We start from the raw sequence: 19,252 nt of genomic DNA, 5'->3' as shown, positions 1-19,252 counted from the left end.
GGAGGCACTGGCTCCCTCCCCTTTAGCAGACTCCTGGATAACAGTCGTTTTGTTACTGATTTGGAACTTGGATCTGAGGATACGCGTTGCGAACCAGGTTGTAGAATTCATTGATCGCTTCTTCTTTTGTTCTGGCTCCCTCTACGTAATCTTCAACCATGCTTCCAAACATCGTGTCGATCTGCTGATCGTAGCGTGTTACTGTGTCAGCGTCGATCAATTCTGCTTCTTCAAGGAAGAATTTATAGTTGTTTTGTCCTGCAAGGAAGTCATCCTGGAACTCGTCCTTAATTTCTTCAGTTACAGGAAGGTAGGCAAGTACGTCACCTGTATCAAGGGCCCAGTCAGTAAGGAACTCTTCGTCATGCGTCATCATTTTCACGAATTCCCAGGCAAGATCTTTGTTGTCGGATCCGCTGTAGATTCCAAGCCATGTACCGCCCCAGAAGTAAGGTGTCGGACCGTTTGTTACCGCCCAGTCTCCAGCTGTTTCTTCGGCGTTCACTTTAAGAACACTGTGCAGTCCCCATGTTGGAAGGGCATAGGAGAATACTTCCACTTCGTTGGATCCTTCTTCCTCAACTTCATCCCATCCGGCGTTATAATTGATTTTTCCGTCCATCGCTGCAAACCATGCAGGAGACCATTCCGGTGCGAAAGCCGTCATGTCTTTCTCACGAAGCTCTTTTGCATAGTCGAAGTGGTTCATGCGCTCTTCTGTAAGAAGGAGTTCGTTGTCCTCATTTACCCACGGCTGTGGATCCTGTCCCTGGGAGAACCAGCGTACAGCACCTTCATCCGGGAACAGGCGGTAGCCTGCAGCTTTAAGCTCTTCCCCTACTTCAAACATGCCGTCCATCGTGGAAAAACGCTCTCCGATTTCGTCCGGATCGTCTGTACCAAGAACTTCTTCAGCAATACTTCTGCGGTAGAAGACCCCGCCAGGCGTCGTCTGCCAGGACAGCGCTTTCAGAGTTCCTTCAGAGTCACGTCCCATATCAAATACGTAATCAATAAAGTCATCCTCAAGCTCTTCTGCGTTGTATGGATCCTGGCTCAGGTCTTCCCAGTAGCCCTGCTCAACCCAGTCTTTAATGAAAGCAAGTTCCCCTGTGAAAACATCAGGTGCGCCTGTCCCATTTTCAAGTACCGGACGAAGACGAGTCGGATAATCTTCAATTGGAATGATCGTCAGTTCAATGTCAACCCCGTGTCTTTCTTCAAAAACTTCAATCGGCTCTTCCAGCTCATCTGTAAATGACCAGATCGTCAGCTTTTCCCCATCCCCTGAACCATTGTTGCTTGCTTCGCTTTCCTCATCACCGCACGCACTTAATGCTCCAAGCGCTAGCGCCGACACCAAGGATAATGACAACACTTTTTTCATGCTTAACCCCACCCTTATACTTTTTTATCGCATCCCCGAAAGGACGATTAATGTATCTAAAGCGCTTTCGGAAATACTGAAAAAAATACAGTGTCCCTACTTGGCTATAGAATAACCTTAAAACAAAAACGGAATTCTGTAACTTGTTTACTAAAGCGCTTTCGTTAACGTTAAAAAAATTTTAAGACAGTCTGCAGCAGGCTTTATATGGCCTGCGTAGACTCCCTTTCAATCAGTTCAACCGGTATTTTCACGGCGTTTCCGCCTTTACTTTCCGAGTTAATCTGATTGACCAGCAGCTCCGAAGCTTTAATTCCAATCATGTCAGTATCCTGACGAATCGTTGTGAGCGCTGGTGTGACGTGCTTTGCAACTTCAATATCATCAAAACCGACAATGGAAATGTCCGCCGGTACAGCGATCTTCATCTCCCTGCAGGCTTTCATCGCCCCAAGTGCCATATTATCTCCTGCCACGTAAACCGCGGTCGGGCGATCGTCAAGACTCATGAGCTTTTGCATGGCGTTATACCCGCCATCGTAGGAAAAGAATTCCCCTTCTACCAGAAAGTTTTCCGGAACATCGAGCTTCAGGTCTTTCATCGTATCCAAGAACCCGTTTAATCTTTCCTGGCCGGCAAAAGTTTTATCCGCACCTTTAATATGGGCAATTTTGCGATGGCCAAGCTCGTACAGGTGCTTTACGGCAAGCACGCTGCCTTCATAATTGTCGCTGTATACCACACTAGATATCTCACTGTGCAGATCTACAACCACACTCGGCAGCTGTGATTCGATCAGCTTGTTCGTTTCTTTATCCTTATAGTTCGAACAGACAACGATAACGCCGTCAACGCCGCGGTGAAGTGCATGATCCAGGTAGCTCTTCTCTTCTCCTCCGATGTTTCTGCTGAGGAAAATGATATCGTATCCCTGACCTTCCACCTGCTTTTTAAAGCTTTCAATCACCGCACTGAAAAACGGATGGTTCATGCCGATTCCGAGATCTTCAACGAAAATGACCCCAATTGTCCAGGACTTCTTCGTTGTCAGGGACCGCGCAATCGAATTCGGATAGTATCCCATCTCTTCGACTGCTTCAAGAATTTTCTTCTTGGTTTTTTCCCCTACATCGGTGTAGTTATTTAAGGCTTTGGAGACTGTCGTAATCGAAAATCCAGTCTTCTTGGCTATGTCATAGATCGTGGCCATTTTAGCATTTCTCCCATTCGAAAGCGCTTTCGTAATAAGTATAAGCCACGATTATTCCCCCGTCAAGCATCATTTTTGCAATTTATATCCCGGTTCGGCACGCTATTTGGGGACGCTTCTCGCGTGGCATTTTTCAGCAGGCGGTAAGGGATGTTTCTCGCCGCGGTCCTATTGCTTTCCAGCGGTTACACCAGCTGCTTCTCTCTTATCCTGCCCGGGCCAAAACTCTTCCTGAATTTCTCTTTATTTCCAGCTGTCTACTTATATTTATTTAGTATCTCACTGGGAATATGGCAGTAATCATCTGGACGTCTCGTTAACCGATCCTGGTGTTCTTCTGCACTTCTCACATAGTTTGTAAGAGGCAGGACTTCAACGACGACACGCTTACGATCATTTCTCCTGCTGATAAATGACCTCGCCTCTTCCAGATGTTCAGCCTTTTCACTGTACACGCCCGTTCTGTATTTTTCCCCGACATCAATGCCTTGTTGATTCATGCTGTACGGATCAATGATTTCAAAATAATATTCCATTAATCTGCTTACAGTGATAACGTTGGGATCAAAGCCTGTTTTTACACATTCAGCATAACCGTCATACTCACCATCAAGTGTATGACTTGTTCCATTCGCTCTTCCCGCTTCTGTATACGTAACACCGGGCAGCGTCTTCATAAATGCCTGGACGCCCCAAAGGCATCCACCTGCAAAATATATGACTTCCATTTACATTTTGTCTCTCCTTTATATTGCTGCAAGTTGAGTCAGGTTTATTCTAGCATACTCGTATAACTGAAACCCTACTTTTTCCATTCAAAATCTCTGTATCTCACGTAATTCGTATCAAGCCGTCGATTTGATTTATCTTTCATTGTACAAAAAAAAAGAACGACTGCCGGTTCCTGCCGGCAGTCATTCCTATAATTATCCGTTCTCGAACGTCCGTTTTCCGAGCTCGCTCTCCAGCATGTAGAAAGCGTTGCTGTCTGTTTCAATTCTCTTGAGCTTCTGGATGATTGCGTCGAAGGAAGCTTCCTCTTCCACCTGTTCTTCGATGAACCAGTTCAGGAACGTCATGGTTGCGTGCTCCCGCTCGTCCAACGCTCTGTCTGCGAGTTTATAGATCCTTCTGGTTACCTCTTTTTCATGGGCAAGGGATTTTTCAAACGCATCAAGCACAGAAGAAAACGCGGCTTTAGGTCCAGGAATTTCCGAAATCATCGCCTGCTGCCCCAGGTCGATCAGAAAGTTGTAGAACTTCATCGCGTGGAAGCGCTCTTCTTCCGACTGTGCGAGGAAGAACTTTGCAAACCCGTCCAGACTTTCGTTGGAACAGTAGGCTGCTGTAGCCAGGTACACGTGAGCGGAATAAAATTCATAATTCATCTGTTCGTTTAAACCTTCAGCCAGTTCTTTACTTATCATTAAAATCCTCTCCTTTTTCATCTGATCTTTTACGGTGTTACAAGACTTTTCATGCAGTCTTTTACCAGCTTGCGGATCTGCTCTTCATCTTCCTCTGTGTCCGGAGCCAGCTCTACTTTCACATTCGACAGCATTGTCCTCGCTCCCTGCTTTTCTGCACGTTCGGCAAACATATCAACGGCTGAGCAGAAATGAGGGTAGTCCCTGTCGCCTGAGCCGAATACCCCGATGGCTTTGCCTGACAGATCTACGTCTTCAAGTTCTTCATAAAAGTCCTCAGCCTCATAGGGGAGGTCCCCGTCTCCCCAAGTATAGCTTCCGAGAAAGATGACATCAAACCCTGACAGCTCGCCTGCCTCAATCTCATCCATTTCGTGTTTTTCGACGACTGCACTACTGTCCCGATTTTTCACCTCGGCTGCAATCATGTCCGCAATATCTTCAGTGTTGCCTGACATACTCACAAAGATGATGCCGCATCTCATGATAATCACGCTCCCTCGTATTATGTATCTATAAGAGCTCCGCTTTAGTTTTTGTAAAAAAGAACTGCCTAGGGGGTGAAGGCAGTTCTTAAGAAGAAGGTAATGAGAATGATTCTCATTATCGTATACACTTACAGTGTACGGCTGCCCTGCATCCATTGTCAACAGCTAATTGAAAATAATTCTCAATAGAGTTATACTGATCGTATAGAATGCTAAAAAGGAGACATCCTCATGATTCCAGTTGCCGACTTCACTGATCTGGAAAAACAGACAGGCTTGATCTTTACTGACCAGCTGCAGGAAAAAAGTGATCATACGATCGCCGAACTGATCCGCAGCTCTGAACACATCAGATGCTTCACAGACAATCTGCACACTTCCATGAAATCCCCGAATTCCGTCGTTACGGGAACTATCTTCGGCAAGCGTTACGCTGCTCTCGTCAGGGGGCTTTTTACCGCCGGTGTTTACGGCTGGTCCATCGACGCTTCCCCTGAGCAGACAGTCATGCTTGTGAAGGATAAAGCGAAACTGGCCTTCATGCTGGACCGCTCATCCGCGGTGCCTTCAGCCTCGTTAACCCACGAAGAAACGGAAGCCCGGATTGTCCGTTTCATATCCGGACATCTGGATCCACTCTTTTACCAGATTGCCGAAGCCACCGGGGCAAAAAGGACTCACATGCACTCTCTGGTGGCCCACAGTCTTTATCAGACCGCACACAAACTGCGGGCTTCAGACAACGGTAAAAAAGAAGCGATCGGCCGAATGCTTGACCTTTTTCTAATTGAAGGGTCTCCTCTGTCCTTTCATTTCCAGCTCAGCCCGGACGGGGAATATTACATTCGGAAACACTGCTGTCTTGCGTACCTTCTGAAAGGCGGCAGCAAAGACAACTGCTGCGGCACCTGCCCGCACATAAACTTGTGAAATGGGGACGGTTCCTGCGTGACATAATATCACGCGGGAACCGACCCTAATATATACGTCAGAAAACCGGTTTTTCTATCGTACTATATTGAAGTGACGATTTTTCTATCAATAAAGGAGTGGCCGCTTATCCGTACGAAAATCATCGAAGAGGCCTACTGGCTGAGAGCGGTCGCCTGCCTGGCGGTTGTCGTGACCCACGCGGTCAACACGACTCTCTCCCAATATGAAGGATCACTCAGTCAGTTTCAGGAATACCTGCTCATCTTAACGCGCTTTATCTTTTTCTTCGGCACGCCGGCATTCGTATTCATTTCCGAAATGCTATTGGCCAGAGCCTATCAGAACGGACTGCCCGATGACTTTTTCCGTAAGCGGGTCAAATTTCTGCTTATTCCCTTTGCCGTTATGGGCATCGTTTTTGCTGTAATTGAAAATCCATCGGGCACCGCCATGCAGAACATTCTTCTGAACCTGTTCGCCGGCGGCTATACCGGTTATTTTATACTGATTATTTTTCAGTTTTATGTGCTTCACTACTTTTTGGCAGATTATATGAAGAAATGGCGGCCGATGCGGGTGATTGCCGTCGCTTTCGTTCTTAACGTCGCCTATCTGGCGTTCTTTAATCTCGCTCCTGCCCCTGCCGGCACAGTGGGAGATTATATCTGGACACGGGGCTACTGGCTGCCGTTTGCCGGCTGGATCTTCTATTTTGCCCTCGGTTATTACTGCGGTCTGTATTTTGAAACGGTCAGGGAGAAGATCCGTGAGAACCTGAAACTGCTCTTTACGGTTCCTGCTGTATCGCTTGTGCTGCTGACCATTCTCGTAAGATCAGAAACCATCACCGAGGTCTCCTCCAAGCGGATTGATATGCTGCTGTTTACAGCAGCAATGATCATGATCATCATCTACTTCGCTTCAAAAATGAAGAGAGCCCCGGGTCCTGTGCTGTTTATCAGTCGCTATTCGTTCAACATTTACCTGCTTCATAAAGTGTTTCTCTACTACCTGCCGCACAACCCGGCCATGGACCCGCTCGTCTACTTCGTGCTGGCATTTGTTTATGCAGTTGCTATGTCCATAGTTGCGGCCAAGTTACTCTCTTTCCTTCATCTAAGCCAGTATGTAATAGGAAAACCGCTGCCCGTGCCTGCAAGGCAGTAGACACAGTGTGCAATATGGGGACGGTTCCCGCTTAACATTATGTCAAGCGGGAACTGTCTCTTTTCGTTTGTATGCCATTATTATTAAAGTAAAGGGTTTTTCCTGAAAGTTGGAGAATGGGGTTCTTAAGAAGCAAATCACACAAACAATCAGGGAAATTCCTGTTTAGTGCTGGAAAGTGGTGATTCATATGTATTTCGAATCCAAGATCGATACGCTGTATTTTTCAGTTATATGGGGTACGATCCTATTTATTCTGATAAGTATCACTCTCAGTCTAACCTCAGGTGAAATCAGCCTTTTTGGAGAATTACTCGGACTTACAACGATAGGATTGTTAATCTGGGTATGGTTTGGCACGGGTTATCAAATTGAGAAAGATACGGTTAAGGTTCAATGTGGGCCGTTTAAATGGAGAATAAACATAGATGAGATTAATCAAATAAGTAAAAAGAAGAGTGTATGGTCAGCCCCTGCTCTGGCTGCTGACAGACTTGCGATTCAGTATGGCCGCTATGATGGGATTTTGATCGCTCCAAAGAACGAAAGTACATTTATCCAGACATTAGTTCATAGAAATCCCGGGATCCACGTAGATGATTGATACACAGCAAAAAAGACGATCCCTCCTGCTCCAGTTTGAAGCGTGAGAACCGTCCCCGTTTTACTTGCCGAAAAGAGAAAGGAGCTTCCCCCAAGTTCCCTGAGGTCTCTGAATCTTTTCTTCCAGCCGTTTATTAAAATTGTTCTGCTGCTGCCACTCTTTTTCCTGCTGTTCACGGATCGCCTTCAGTTCCTCTTGAAGCGATTCGCTTTTTTCCTTCTCCTGTTCGAGCAGGGCTTCGTAGTATGTTCTCTGTTCGTTCGTCAGTTTCTCAATCTTGGACTGGGTTTTCTGTGATGAGTTTCCAATCGCCGAGCTGATCACATGATGATCCTGCTTCAGCCGGGAAACCGTGCTCTTCATTTCATCCAGGCTTTGAGTAAGCTGAAGATTGGTTTCACGCGTAGCGGCCAGTTCATTTGCCAGAAATGCAAATGCGTCCCTCAGCTGATTTGGATCCTGAGGCAGCGTATCGGGTCTATCGGGCAGCGCTATATCGCTGTGATTATAGTTTGCAAGTCGTTCTTTCTGTTCTGCGACAAGGTCTTCCGCTGTATCATTCAGGGGTCTGTCCGTATCGCGTATCGCTTGAAGCGATTCAACGTCGGACTGCACGAAAACACGACGGTCCCCGTCCTTAAAAAACTCGTAGCCGTTCCGCTCGAGAATCTGACCGTATTTTCGAACCGTAGGTGTCGCGATCCCCAGCTCCTCTGCTACTTCCTTGGTCGTGAAAGACCTTTCGTTCGCCTGTATATCGTGTCGCATATCGTCGAACCCCCCTCTCTCTTAACTATGAATGTTTTCTGACTTTTTTGCAACATGTATCGCGTGGCAATATGCACCGCTCAAGCGGATTTTATATCGCCTGCAGTGAATTAATTTCGATATGTATCGCCTAGCGCTATGAAACGATCTATACTATTTGAACATGTACGCCATACTACTCTACTATTCGCCGTTCTGCAACGGATTATGGCGTTTATTTCCTGTAAAAAACAAAACGATTACTCTGTATCGCCTTGCGATACGCCGATATTCAGATTCGTAACAGGCGCTATGGGCTGGTCTAACACAACATTGACTGCCGGAAACGTATATCGCATACAGAAGCCTGTACGAATGTTCCTTTGTATCGCTGCTTCTGCTAAACGAGCGATACACCTGCCCTGCCCCATCAGCTATTCCTTACTATCCGTATCGCTTTCCCGATTCAACTATGTAAAACAGAAACCGTCCCCATTTCACATTATAATAATTTCTTCATATAGGATGCAATCTGCCTCTCGTCTTCCCGATCGACTTTTTCCAGTTCATCTATGACACGCTGTTTTCTTTCACTCGAATGATTCTGGCTTAATTTTGCTTTTCCTTCTATTCTATCAATGCGGACTTTGAAACCGACCACGCCTTTTGTCATTCCCTCCAGAAAGCCGGGATCCACATTATCTATCTGATAGGAACTATCAGGTGCTTCATACTTTTTCACCAGCTCAATCAGGGATTCTGTTAACTCCGTCCCGTCCATCAGTTTGACTGTGCCGTACACGTGTACAGCCACATAGTTCCAGGTGGGAACGGAGCGATCTGTTTCATACCATGAGGGTGAAATGTAGCAGTGGGGACCCTGAAAAATAGCCAGTACTTTCTGACCGGAAAGGTCCTTCCATTGCGGATTAGGCCGTGCGAGGTGACCCTGCAGGTACTCTTTCTTCTCATCCAGCATCAGAGGGAGATGCGTGGCAACCGGCTCACCTGTGCTCATGGAGATAAAGGAAGCAAACCCATTCTCCTGAATAAAATTATATATAAACTCGTGATCTGTGATTTTGAAATGGGACGGAATATACATAAAACAGCCTCCTTTGTATGTGGTCTGTGAATTCATTGTAACCGGGAAACCGGAGCCTTTAAAAGAACCACTATCCCTTTATTTAAAAAAGAGGAGTGTATTCTGTGCAAAAAATAACGAAGGGAGGATATGCACTGACTTTACAGCATACCCACCCTTCGCGTTACCAGCCAAAAATGCAACACAGGAACCGTCCACACTTGGCAATTCCGGGGACATTTTAATGTGGCGCGGCCATTAGAATCCCTTGTTTATTTAATACTTCCTCCATGGCGTGGCCTGATTCCAATAGAATCGATTTTCTCCAGTCTTCATCTTCAGGATAGAACATATTATACAGTTCTTCCTCAATCCACTCACGTCTCTCGCGGAGGTCCGTTCCGTTCCAGTAAAGCTGGTTCTCCAGAATAATGGTCGCGAATTCCCGCAGCTCCGCCATATGGGAGGTTCCGAATGTACCGAATTCAAACAATGCTGAAAACAGTTTTTTCGATGGTGCTTCCTTTTCCCTCATCTGATAAAAGTAATCGGTGGAATCTCCCTGCACATTATTAGAAGAAAACACTTTTATATTTTCCAGCCCATACGAATCTTTCAGTTCCTCTTCGGACTTCCCAATGCGATCCGAAATGACCATTGTGACCTCGTTTGTCGGTCCAAGGGCAGTATGCCAGTCCATATGAACCACATTTTCAAATGTATTCAGCAGGCGTTGCTGCCACGTCTTCATATAGGCTGCAGAGGGCTCCTCTTTAAAACCGCCGAAATACACTCCCCGCTCAAATTCAAATTGTCCCATGCCTTTTGCCTTCCGGATTCCTCCGGTTCCTCTGGAAATCATCCCTTTTGTAAGGGACTCATACAGCACCGTTTTTTCCTTCCCAATGTCTTCAACCGGTCCATCAGGCTGAAAAATATGACTCTCGTTTTCATAATTCTGATTGATGTCGGTCGGAATTGTAGAGGACTCCGGAAAATAATTACGGTTCAGATCAACGTTATTTTCCGTAACTCTCCTAAAATGCCTCATGCCCCACGGATTGACCCCGTGAACCAGGCAAATCCCTGTATCAGAGGGATCAATATGGCGCATGTACCTGTCCACAAAAAGATGAACAGCTGCTGCACCGGCATAGCCCTCGATTCCATGTTCACCGCTCGTCATCATAACGGCCTGTTTATTGGAAGAATCAGCTTCCGCATAAATGACATCAATCGTGTTGTCTTCCTCTCTGCCCACAGATTCAGTGAAAATCCTGGCTTGAGGCCATTTTTTCTGAACCTGACTCAGAAGGTTCCTGAAGTTTTCCCTCGATTCGGTGTACGTCTCTTTAAAATATTTATTGATTTCGCTCATAGTAACCACCTTTCATCACAGTAAATCAATGAGAACCTTTTAGAAAATGGTTCTACAGGTGTTCTTGCCACTATTTCGTGCTGTTAATCACATATGGGCGGATTTGAGACGTTTGGTTAGTTTCTTCCGTATTATACAGAGAATATTTCCTAATCCTTTTTATACATGTCTTTTAAGGTGCTGGAACCAATTGCACCGCCAATCATTAAAATGAGAGGACCGAAATTCCATAGGAAGGAGCCGCCAGGCAGGGGAATGTTTACAGCAGTAACATAATTAAAAACGAAGGCTGCAATTTTAAATAGGAGAATTGCAGCTCCGGCCAGCCAGGTCATATCAAATACGAATTTAAGTTTAGGGTACGCGAGCTGCCTACTATCCTGAATCACTTTTTCTGTTAAGTCTTCATCGCTCTTTAATAGTTCGTCTATGGTAACACCAAATAAATCACTTACTTTAATGATAATCTCAATGCTGGGATAATTCTGTCCATTTTCCCACTTTGAAACAGACTGCCGGCTTACATATAGTTTTTCGGCTAAATCCTCCTGTGACCATCCTCTTTTGTGCCTCTCATTTTTAAGTTTCTCTGCAAATACCATTTTACTTATCACCTTTTCCAGTTGTTATAGCATGTATATTGCTGTTGAGTTCCCACTCATATTATTCAAATGCATGCGATAAGTAAAGCTAGCAATGGTTGCGTAAGACCGCAACCTCCCGTTGCAGGCAACGTTTCTCTTCTTATATGAGTCGTTTGTAAAACGTATTTACTTGTTATTTAGCATAAGTATTCCACATCAAAGAGCCCTCATTAGGAGAAGAAAGATGAGGGCTTTCTGTTTAAAAGTAAAATTAAAACCGTCCCTGCATGGCAAAATGCAAAGCGAGAACCGTCCCCACTTAACACGGTAAAACCACTTTCCCCATTGAGACAGGTCTTTCTGCACCTGTCGCTCCCGGTGCGTTATTCGGCCGGCCCTTCAGACGATAATAACCGAGGACAGCAAAAACGGCGGCTTCCTTGAACTCCGAGGAAATGCCGAGCTTCTCCATCCGGTGCACCGGCATGCCTAGTTCCTTCTCCAGATGCTTCATCAGATAAGGATTCTCCGCTCCCCCTCCCCCGACGAACACTTCTTCAAGTCCGAGCTGTCCGGTAAAAGGAGCCACTGCGCGACCGATTGACCGGACGGTGTAACTTGAGATGGTTGCCACGATATCTTCTGCCGTAAGTCCCCGGCTCTTCCCTTCATTTACAAGGCTTTCAGCGAGTTCCCGGTTGTACCTTTCCCGTCCGGTGCTTTTCGGAAGAGGCTTACGAAGAAAGCTGTCACGTTCGATCAGTTCACCGAGCCACTGATCGTCAGCTTTGCCGGCCAGCGCATAAGCCCCATTCCGGTCATAAGCAAGAGCTCCCTCTGTTAACAGAGCGACACAAAGGTCGATCAGCACATTCCCGGGACCTGTATCCCCGCCAATCATTTTTCTTCCACCAGCACCCTGTCCCGCCTCCGCCGGCAGCAGGGTCACATTCGCCATGCCGCCGATGTTCAGCAGCACCCTGCCTTTTTTCCCGCCCCGGAACAGAAGATCATCCACAAAAGGCACAAGCGGGGCTCCTTCACCACCGGCCGTCATATCGCAAGGGCGGAAATCGCCGACGGTGAGCACGCCTGTGCGCTTCGCAATTTCAGACAGCTCCCCAATCTGCAGCGTAGCTCCAGCTTCCGGCATGTGATAGATAGTCTGGCCGTGGGAGCTGACAAACGCCACGTCCGCCATCGTCCTGCCGCTCTCCCTGACCACCTTTTCAGCCGCGGCAGCAAAATCACGGCCCAGTAACACATTGAGTTCGCAAATCTCCCGCACATTGGAGCGCTCGATATCCATGGCGTTTTCAATCTGCTCTTTTCTGCCTTCGGAAAAAGGCACGGTCACGCCTTTGAGCTCCTTGCACGACGTCACGTCCCCCTGCTCATTTACATTCAGCTCCACAAGAGCCGCATCGATCCCGTCCAGAGAAGTGCCTGACATCAGTCCTACCGCTAAATAGGTCGGATATACGTCTAAATAGTCCCCCATAAGACCGCCCCTTTACTGCTTTCGAATAAAGTTGATCGCACTTCTCGTTTCCTCAAGGTGCTTAATGACCGTGTCGTACTGGTTGTTTGCCAGAAGCATAAATAAAATATCAATCACCGTGAGCTGGGCAATCCGTGATGAGGTAGCCCCGCTTCGAAACGTACTCTCCTTGGAAGTGGACGTCTGAAGGAGGATATCCGACACTTTGCCCACGCGGGAGACGCCGAACCGTGTTAAGCCGATGGTCGTGGCGCCCCGCTTTTTTGCCAGCTGCATAATCCGCTCCACTTCAAACGTTTCACCGGAAAAGGAAATGCCGAACACCACGTCGCCCGGCTGCACATTGGCTACGTGCATCGCAGCCACATGAAAGTCGGAAAACGAGTGGGCACGTTTATTGATCCGGGACAGCTTCAGCTCTGCGTCCTGAGCGATAATGTGTGAAGCACCAACACCGAAAAAGTGCACCACCCCGGATCCGGCAATGGCTTCGACGGCCTTTTCGAGCTGATCCACCTGGAGCGTCTGAAGCGTTTCCTTTAACGTCTGAATGCTGTTGTTGGTCATCTTCGCCACTACGGCTTCCGGTTCTTCCCCCGGATGAAGATCGTGGAAGCCTTCATCATAATCTTTGGTCAGTTCTCCGGCAATTTTTATTTTCAGCTGCTGAAAGCCTTTATAACCGACTGACTTGCTGAAGCGGACCACCGCTGCACTGCTCGTCCCGCTTGCCTCTGCCAGCTGGCTCGCTGTCATCCCGATCGCCTGGGACGGGTTTTCAATCACATAGGCAGCCAGCTTTTTTTCGGACGGAGCCAGCTGATCGGTCATTTCCGCAATCATTCTCAGCGCCCCTGATCTTACGTTACTCATGTTATCCCTTCCCATCTGTATGCTGAGTCCATTATACCTGCCTGAGAAAAAATCACACAATGAACGTCATTGTGTGATCGGAAGTCTTCCTGTTGGTTCTTCTAATCCGGCCAGCACCCGACTGACGGCCTTGATGGCTTCTGCCGTGCTCTCGTATCCTGTAATATACCGCTTCATGCACGGCAGCACCCGGGCATCATACGGAGATCGCAGGCTCACGCCGATCAGATCCGGATAACGTTTCGCGAGCTCTTCTGCCAGCATCCGCTGATTTGGATGATCAGCCGGCAGATAGGAGCAGAAAACAACCGCGCCTGTCCGCTCCTGTGAAAGAACGCGACTGGCCTCCTCCTCCGAAAGATCGCTCGGTACGGGGGTGAACGCTACGTCAAATCCGTGCTTTCGCAGATGTTCGGCAAGCAGATTGGACGAGTCGGTCTGTTCATCGGCATAGGACTGGCGGTACGGCCGGCAGAAAATCAGCTCCACCTTCTGCCCCGCCGCCAGAGGCGCCCACAGATCAGTTAAAGAAGAAATCGTTCTTTTGCGGATCCGTGCTGCCGTTTCCCGATGCTGAACAACGAGCTTATCAAGCTCTTCCCCGTTCTCTTTTCTCGCTCGGTGCTTCGCCTTTAACCGGTTGATCCGCTCCAGAGCTTCGTCCACACGGGCCATCGGAATCGTCCCGTCCTTTATTGCTGCCACAAGCTTTCGGTGGGTTTCCCGCTGAACGGATGGCGTATGGGAAATCAAGACAATGTCCATCCCGGCCTGAATCGCCCGGACAGCTGCATCCGCTGTCCCAAACGTCTTTGAGATCGCGTCCATTTCCATGCAGTCCGTAATGGCGACGCCTTCAAACCCGATCTCATCCCGGAGCAGCCGGCTGATAATCGGCTCGCTGAGTGTCGCCGGGTACGCCTCGTCAATCGCGCTGAACTGAATGTGAGCACTCATCACGAGGTCGGCTTCAGCGGCAGCCGCCCGAAACGGCACAAGCTCCACTTCGTTTAAGCGAGTCAGTTCGTGGTCAAGCTTCGGGAGCGTCAGGTGCGAATCGACACTCGTGTCCCCGTGACCCGGAAAATGCTTGATCGCAGCGGACACACCGCTCTCCTGATAACCAGCGACCGCTTCACGGACAAAACTGGCCACAGTGGAAGCGTCACTTCCAAAGGACCGGACCCCAATGACCGGGTTCGCCGGATTGCTGTTCACGTCGGCACACGGTGCGAAGTTCACGTTGATGCCAAGAGCGGCAAGCTCTTTTCCGCTGATCCGTGCGAGCGTCCCCGCCGCCTTCGGATCACCCGTCGCTCCGATTGCCATCTGGCCGGGGATTTGAGTAACGCCGTCTCTGATCCGCGCCACCATGCCCCCTTCCTGATCGATTGCGATCAGAAGCGGAGCGCGCCTCCCGTTAATCTCCTGCAGACGCTCCGACAGGGCTTTCACCTGGCCCGGAGAGTCTACGTTACGCTGAAAATAAATCACACCGCCAACGCGGCAGTCCCGGATCAGCTGTTCGGTTTCTCCGTCCACCTCTGTCCCGGGAATGCCGATCATCATCAGCTGCCCGGCTTGTTCTTCAATGGTCATGCGCTCACCTCCCTTACGTATTGACGGAACCCTGTACAAGACCCTTCGTCATTTTTCTCTGGAAGAAAATAAAGAACAGAAGCACCGGAATCGTTGCAATCGTCGAAGCCGCCATCAGTCCCCCGAAATCAGCGGTAAACCGGCTGAAAAACTGCTGGAGGGCCAGTGGAAGCGTCCGGAGCGAATCGTCCTGAATAAACGTCACGGCAAACACAAATTCATTCCATGCTGTAATGAAGGCGAAAATACTTGTGGCCGAAACACCAGGCCAGGCAAGGGGGAAAATCACCTTGCGGAACGCCTGCATTCTCGTACACCCGTCAATCATCGCCGCCTCTTCAATCTCCACCGGAATCGAGGCAAAATAACTGCGCATCATCCAGATACAGAACGGAAGGGCGAACGTCAGGTACACGATTACAAGCCCGACAAGGGAATTCACGAGACCAAGACGGCTCATAACGATAAAGAGCGGAATGATCATCACCACAAGCGGAAACATCTGCACACTCAGAATCATAAGCAGAATGGCATTTTTCCCTTTAATGTTGAAGCGCCCGATCGCATAGCCGGCAAGGGCCGCGATCCCCGTCCCGAGGACGGTAACGGTTCCTGCAACCATGAGACTGTTCGTAAAGTAAACCCAGAAATTTGCCCGTACGAAAATGTTGTAGTAGTGCTGAAAGGTGATGTCGTGAGGCCAGAACGTCGGTACGCTGCTGAAAATTTCAGAAGTCGGCTTCAGAGAACTGATCACCATCCACCAGAACGGGAACATGGAGACCACAAATACAAAGATGGCGGCCAAATAAATCAGCACTTTCTGGAACGTTGTTTTTCGCTTCATGCCCGTTTCCCTCCTTTTTCCTCACGCAGAAAGTAAATATAAATCACAATAAAGAACATCAGCAGCACAAACATGAGCATCGCAATGGCAGAAGCCATACCGAAGTTCAGGGAGTTAAAGGCTTCGCTCCAGGAATAGAGAGCCAGCACGTACGTGCCCCGCGCCGGTCCCCCTTCTGTCATGACGTAGATCTGGTCAAAGATTTTAAAGTCCCAGATCGTCGACAGGATAAATAAAATCAAAAGCAGAGGCTTCAGCATCGGCAGAGTAATCTTGGTTACTTTATGCCATGCATTCGCTCCGTCAATTTCCGCTGCCTCATACAGGGTATCAGGAATCGTCTGGAATCCCGCCAGAAGGGAAACGGCGATAAACGGAAAGCTCTGCCACACGATCATAAAGAAAATAACCGTAAATGCGGTCCACGGACTGTTAAACCAGGCAAAACCGTCAAACCGCGTGAGACCGATCTGTGTGAGAAGGTAGTTGGCCACGCCATACTGATCGTTAAACATCCAGCGCCACACAATCCCCCCTGCAACAGCCGGGAATACCCATGGAATCAGGATGACGATGCCCAGAATCTTGCTGCCTTTAAATTTCGTATTCAGCAGGAGGGCGACCAGCAGTCCGGCAATCATCGTTCCGAACACACAGGCCATCCCGAAAACGACCGTGTTTCTCGTGACCGTCCAGAAGAATGGATCTGTGAGCGTTTCTGTATAGTTGCTTAAACCTACCCAGGTAGAGACTCCCGTCATAAGGGAGTACATGTCGTATTGCCTGAAAGACAGGTAAACCGTGTTAAACAGAGGGTAGATGGTTAAGGCAAGGATCAGGATCAGTGCTGGTGCCAGCAGAATCCAGGGCAGCCATCGGTTGTTCATCTCTTTCCAACTCCATTCTTCTAAGCGCAGTATGTATGGCAAAGCCCGTCAGAGAAAAGGTCTCGACGGACTTTGACTGTTTAGGAACAAGCCGCTGTTCCATCACTCGTAAACGATTATTCGGTTGAGAATGCGTTGTTCATCCGCTCCGCGACATCATCCATCGCTTCCTGTGCGGACTTGGATCCCTGCATAATTTCCTGGATTGGCGCGACGAAGAGGTTTTCCCCTTCAAAGCGTCCCCAGGACGGGCTTGCCGGGTAGGAACGTCCTTCGACCAGTCCGTCTGCAAAGATGCTCAGTGTTTCATCTTCCGAGAACATCGGATCTTCAAGACCTTCAAGCGTTCCCGGGAAGAACCCTGTGAAATCTGCCCACTCGGTAATGAATTCGTCCGAAACGAGCAGTCTCAGGTACTCAGCTGCCAGTTCCTTGTTCTGGGACTGCTCGAACAGGGCCAGGTTGGATCCCCCAACGAAGCTTGCATTCGATTCGTTCCCCGGAAGCGGCGCTACACCGATCTTGTCTTCAATGTCCGGATTTTCATTGATCATTGCGTTTATTCCAGGCGGAAGATCGATCGTCATCGCCAGGTCTTCCTGGGCAAATGCCTGACGTGTATCAAGCACGGACCAGTTCAGAGCCCCGTCAGGAACAAAGCCTTCTTTATACATATCGGTATAAAATTCCACCGCTTCGACGGCTTCAGACTCGTTCACCTGGGAAACCCAGACGGTTTCGCCGTCATCGTTTTGTTCCTGCACAGCCAGTTCTCCACCGAAGTGCCAGATCTTAGGCAGCACAAAGTGCTGGGAAATTCCGACTGCCGGATATGGATACGCATCTGTATTGGCGAGAATCGCTTCCCCGGCTTCCCACAGATCATCGTACGTCTGCGGTACATCAACGCCTGCTTCTTCCAGAATCTCTGTATTGTACACGAGCTGTCTTACCCCTGCGTACCACGGCACGCCGTAGAGGGTTTCATCGTAAGTGGCCACTTCTTCAAGGGCCTCTACCCAGCCGTCTTCCATTCCCCAGTCTGCCACGATCTCATCCATATCGGCGAGAGCGCCCATCGCTGCAAATTCCGGGTTCCATGTGGTACCGAGCTCGGAAATGTCCGGCGCGCTTCCTCCGGCAATGGAAGTGATCAGCGTCTGGTGAGCCGAGAGCCACGGAATAAACTGGACATCAACGGACACATTCGGGTGGTCCTCATTAAAACGCTCGGTTACCCGCTCAAAATAATCTTCTGCTTCCTCAGGAGATCCTGTCTCCATGATCCATACGCGAAGCTCTGCCTCTTCGTCGGATCCGGCAGCGTCAGAAGCATCATCATCCGCATCCCCTTCGTCTGCTGTTTCTTCTGCGTCGTTTCCGTTTTCTTCATCTGCTCCTGCGTCTTCTGTCGTATCCGCACAGGCAGCCAGCATCAGAACACTGAGTGAAAGACCCGTTAGTAAACCCGCCTTCTTTTTCATGCAACCTTCATCCCCTTTTTTGAAATATCTATGGAACCGCTTACAGGTTTCCATTGACGTTATGATGAACGCTTATTTTTTGCTGATGTGATTGCCTGCCTGACTGCACCATTGGCGTTTGCGAGCCGTTCCTTTGCCTCTTCAACAGACGCGCCTGTTTCAATGAGGACAATCGCAAGTTTCACATCGTGCTCTGCTTTTTCCAGAGCTTCAGCAATTACGTCTTCCTCTGCATTCGTCACTTCATGGACAATCCGCCTGGCCCGTTCATACAGCTTGTAATTGCTCGCATGAAGGTCGACCATCAGATTCTCGTACACTTTTCCGAGCCTAATCATGACGGTGGTGGAAATCATGTTGCAGACCATTTTGTGAGCTGTGGCCGACTTCAGTCTGGTGGAACCGGTGAGGATTTCAGGGCCGACAATCGTTTCGATGCTGACCTTTGCGACACGGCCGATTTCCGACGAAGGGTTGCAGCTGAGCGCGACCGAAGCGGCACCGGCCTGATTGGCAGCCTCCAGGGCACCGATCACAAACGGAGTCCGTCCGCTCGCCGCAATCCCGATGACGATGTCGCGCTTGGAGAGCTTCACGTCCTCCATCGCCTTCACTCCGCCTTCAACGGAATCCTCCGCTCCTTCTTTCGCGCAGAACATGGCTGACTGCCCTCCTGCGATGATCCCCTGAACCATCTCATGGGGCGAACGAAACGTAGGCGGACACTCAACAGCATCAAGGACGCCGATTCTGCCGCTTGTTCCGGCTCCTACGTAGAACAGCCGCCCGCCTTGCTGAATTGCATCCACAGCCAGATCGATCGTCTTTTCAATCTCGTCCAGGCAGTCATGCACCGCCTCGGACACTTTCCGGTCCTCTTCATTCATCAGCGCTAAAATCTCCCGCGTGTTCTTCAAATCAAGCCCTGCAGATGCACGGTTCCGCTGTTCTGTAATCAGGCAGGACAGGTCCTGTTCCATACTCATCACCAAATTTCATTTAAGAATGACCTTCCCTGATAACGAAATAATATTTCAGTAATTTTATATTT

General features: G+C 48.9%; 19 protein-coding genes. 3 read left to right on the top strand and 16 right to left on the bottom strand.

Going from position 1 to position 19,252, the window contains the following annotated elements; translation table 11 throughout:
• Positions 1–52: 52 nt before the first annotated feature.
• The 5 genes from CR205_RS11765 to CR205_RS11745 form a co-directional block, all read right to left on the bottom strand.
• Entirely contained in the window at positions 53–1,387 is a 1,335-nt protein-coding gene (locus CR205_RS11765; protein ID WP_110520040.1) for an ABC transporter substrate-binding protein, read from the bottom strand.
• A gap of 203 nt (positions 1,388–1,590) precedes the next feature.
• On the bottom strand, positions 1,591–2,598 hold the full coding sequence (locus CR205_RS11760) for a LacI family DNA-binding transcriptional regulator (RefSeq protein ID WP_110520038.1): 1,008 nt from the start codon (positions 2,596–2,598) through the stop codon (positions 1,591–1,593).
• Between the two features lie 257 nt (positions 2,599–2,855).
• On the bottom strand, positions 2,856–3,326 hold the full coding sequence (locus tag CR205_RS11755) for a peptide-methionine (S)-S-oxide reductase (protein WP_110520036.1): 471 nt from the start codon (positions 3,324–3,326) through the stop codon (positions 2,856–2,858).
• 198 nt (positions 3,327–3,524) lie between these two features.
• Positions 3,525–4,025 (bottom strand): ferritin, encoded by a 501-nt coding sequence (locus tag CR205_RS11750; protein ID WP_110520034.1) that lies wholly within the window; start codon positions 4,023–4,025, stop codon positions 3,525–3,527.
• A gap of 29 nt (positions 4,026–4,054) precedes the next feature.
• The gene (locus CR205_RS11745) at positions 4,055–4,513 is read right to left on the bottom strand and encodes a flavodoxin (protein ID WP_110520931.1); all 459 of its coding nucleotides are present in this window, start codon (positions 4,511–4,513) and stop codon (positions 4,055–4,057) included.
• Positions 4,514–4,744: 231 nt separating this feature from the next.
• Between CR205_RS11745 and CR205_RS11740 the strand changes: the two genes are divergently transcribed.
• From CR205_RS11740 to CR205_RS11730, 3 genes are all read left to right on the top strand, one after another.
• On the top strand, positions 4,745–5,443 hold the full coding sequence (locus tag CR205_RS11740) for a (2Fe-2S)-binding protein (protein ID WP_110520032.1): 699 nt from the start codon (positions 4,745–4,747) through the stop codon (positions 5,441–5,443).
• A gap of 93 nt (positions 5,444–5,536) precedes the next feature.
• A complete protein-coding gene (locus tag CR205_RS11735; protein ID WP_236634783.1) occupies positions 5,537–6,613 on the top strand; it encodes an acyltransferase family protein in 1,077 nt (358 codons plus the stop codon).
• A 190-nt stretch (positions 6,614–6,803) separates the two neighbouring features.
• The gene (locus tag CR205_RS11730) at positions 6,804–7,217 is read left to right on the top strand and encodes a PH domain-containing protein (RefSeq protein ID WP_110520030.1); all 414 of its coding nucleotides are present in this window, start codon (positions 6,804–6,806) and stop codon (positions 7,215–7,217) included.
• 60 nt (positions 7,218–7,277) lie between these two features.
• Here CR205_RS11730 and CR205_RS11725 read toward each other — a convergent pair whose 3' ends face one another.
• The 11 genes from CR205_RS11725 to murQ form a co-directional block, all read right to left on the bottom strand.
• Positions 7,278–7,985 carry a MerR family transcriptional regulator gene (locus CR205_RS11725; RefSeq protein ID WP_110520028.1) on the bottom strand — a complete coding sequence of 236 codons (708 nt, stop codon included), beginning with the start codon at positions 7,983–7,985 and terminating at the stop codon, positions 7,278–7,280.
• Positions 7,986–8,466: 481 nt separating this feature from the next.
• Positions 8,467–9,069: an FMN-binding negative transcriptional regulator gene (locus CR205_RS11720; protein ID WP_110520026.1), complete on the bottom strand. Its 603-nt coding sequence runs from the start codon at positions 9,067–9,069 to the stop codon at positions 8,467–8,469.
• 220 nt (positions 9,070–9,289) lie between these two features.
• Complete coding sequence (locus tag CR205_RS11715; RefSeq protein WP_110520024.1) at positions 9,290–10,426, bottom strand: M14 family metallopeptidase; 1,137 nt, start codon at positions 10,424–10,426, stop codon at positions 9,290–9,292.
• Between the two features lie 149 nt (positions 10,427–10,575).
• Positions 10,576–11,028 (bottom strand): helix-turn-helix domain-containing protein, encoded by a 453-nt coding sequence (locus tag CR205_RS11710; RefSeq protein ID WP_110520022.1) that lies wholly within the window; start codon positions 11,026–11,028, stop codon positions 10,576–10,578.
• Positions 11,029–11,329: 301 nt separating this feature from the next.
• A complete protein-coding gene (locus tag CR205_RS11705) occupies positions 11,330–12,511 on the bottom strand; it encodes an anhydro-N-acetylmuramic acid kinase (protein WP_110520020.1) in 1,182 nt (393 codons plus the stop codon).
• Between the two features lie 12 nt (positions 12,512–12,523).
• On the bottom strand, positions 12,524–13,384 hold the full coding sequence (locus tag CR205_RS11700; protein ID WP_110520017.1) for a MurR/RpiR family transcriptional regulator: 861 nt from the start codon (positions 13,382–13,384) through the stop codon (positions 12,524–12,526).
• A 66-nt stretch (positions 13,385–13,450) separates the two neighbouring features.
• Positions 13,451–14,983: a beta-N-acetylhexosaminidase gene (nagZ, locus tag CR205_RS11695; protein WP_110520015.1), complete on the bottom strand. Its 1,533-nt coding sequence runs from the start codon at positions 14,981–14,983 to the stop codon at positions 13,451–13,453.
• A gap of 13 nt (positions 14,984–14,996) precedes the next feature.
• The gene (locus tag CR205_RS11690) at positions 14,997–15,830 is read right to left on the bottom strand and encodes a carbohydrate ABC transporter permease (RefSeq protein ID WP_110520013.1); all 834 of its coding nucleotides are present in this window, start codon (positions 15,828–15,830) and stop codon (positions 14,997–14,999) included.
• Positions 15,827–16,717, bottom strand: a complete 891-nt coding sequence (locus CR205_RS11685; protein ID WP_110520011.1) for a carbohydrate ABC transporter permease — start codon at positions 16,715–16,717, stop codon at positions 15,827–15,829. The genes CR205_RS11690 and CR205_RS11685 overlap by 4 nt, the downstream gene beginning before the upstream one ends.
• A gap of 116 nt (positions 16,718–16,833) precedes the next feature.
• Positions 16,834–18,201 carry a sugar ABC transporter substrate-binding protein gene (locus CR205_RS11680; protein ID WP_161524763.1) on the bottom strand — a complete coding sequence of 456 codons (1,368 nt, stop codon included), beginning with the start codon at positions 18,199–18,201 and terminating at the stop codon, positions 16,834–16,836.
• Positions 18,202–18,260: 59 nt separating this feature from the next.
• Positions 18,261–19,181 carry an N-acetylmuramic acid 6-phosphate etherase gene (gene murQ, locus CR205_RS11675; RefSeq protein ID WP_110520008.1) on the bottom strand — a complete coding sequence of 307 codons (921 nt, stop codon included), beginning with the start codon at positions 19,179–19,181 and terminating at the stop codon, positions 18,261–18,263.
• Positions 19,182–19,252 lie beyond the last annotated feature (71 nt).

Source organism: Alteribacter lacisalsi (genome assembly GCF_003226345.1).
Taxonomy (GTDB): domain Bacteria; phylum Bacillota; class Bacilli; order Bacillales; family Salisediminibacteriaceae; genus Alteribacter; species Alteribacter lacisalsi.
Note: the sequence above shows the minus strand (reverse complement) of the source record. Positions and strands in the feature narration are given on the sequence as shown.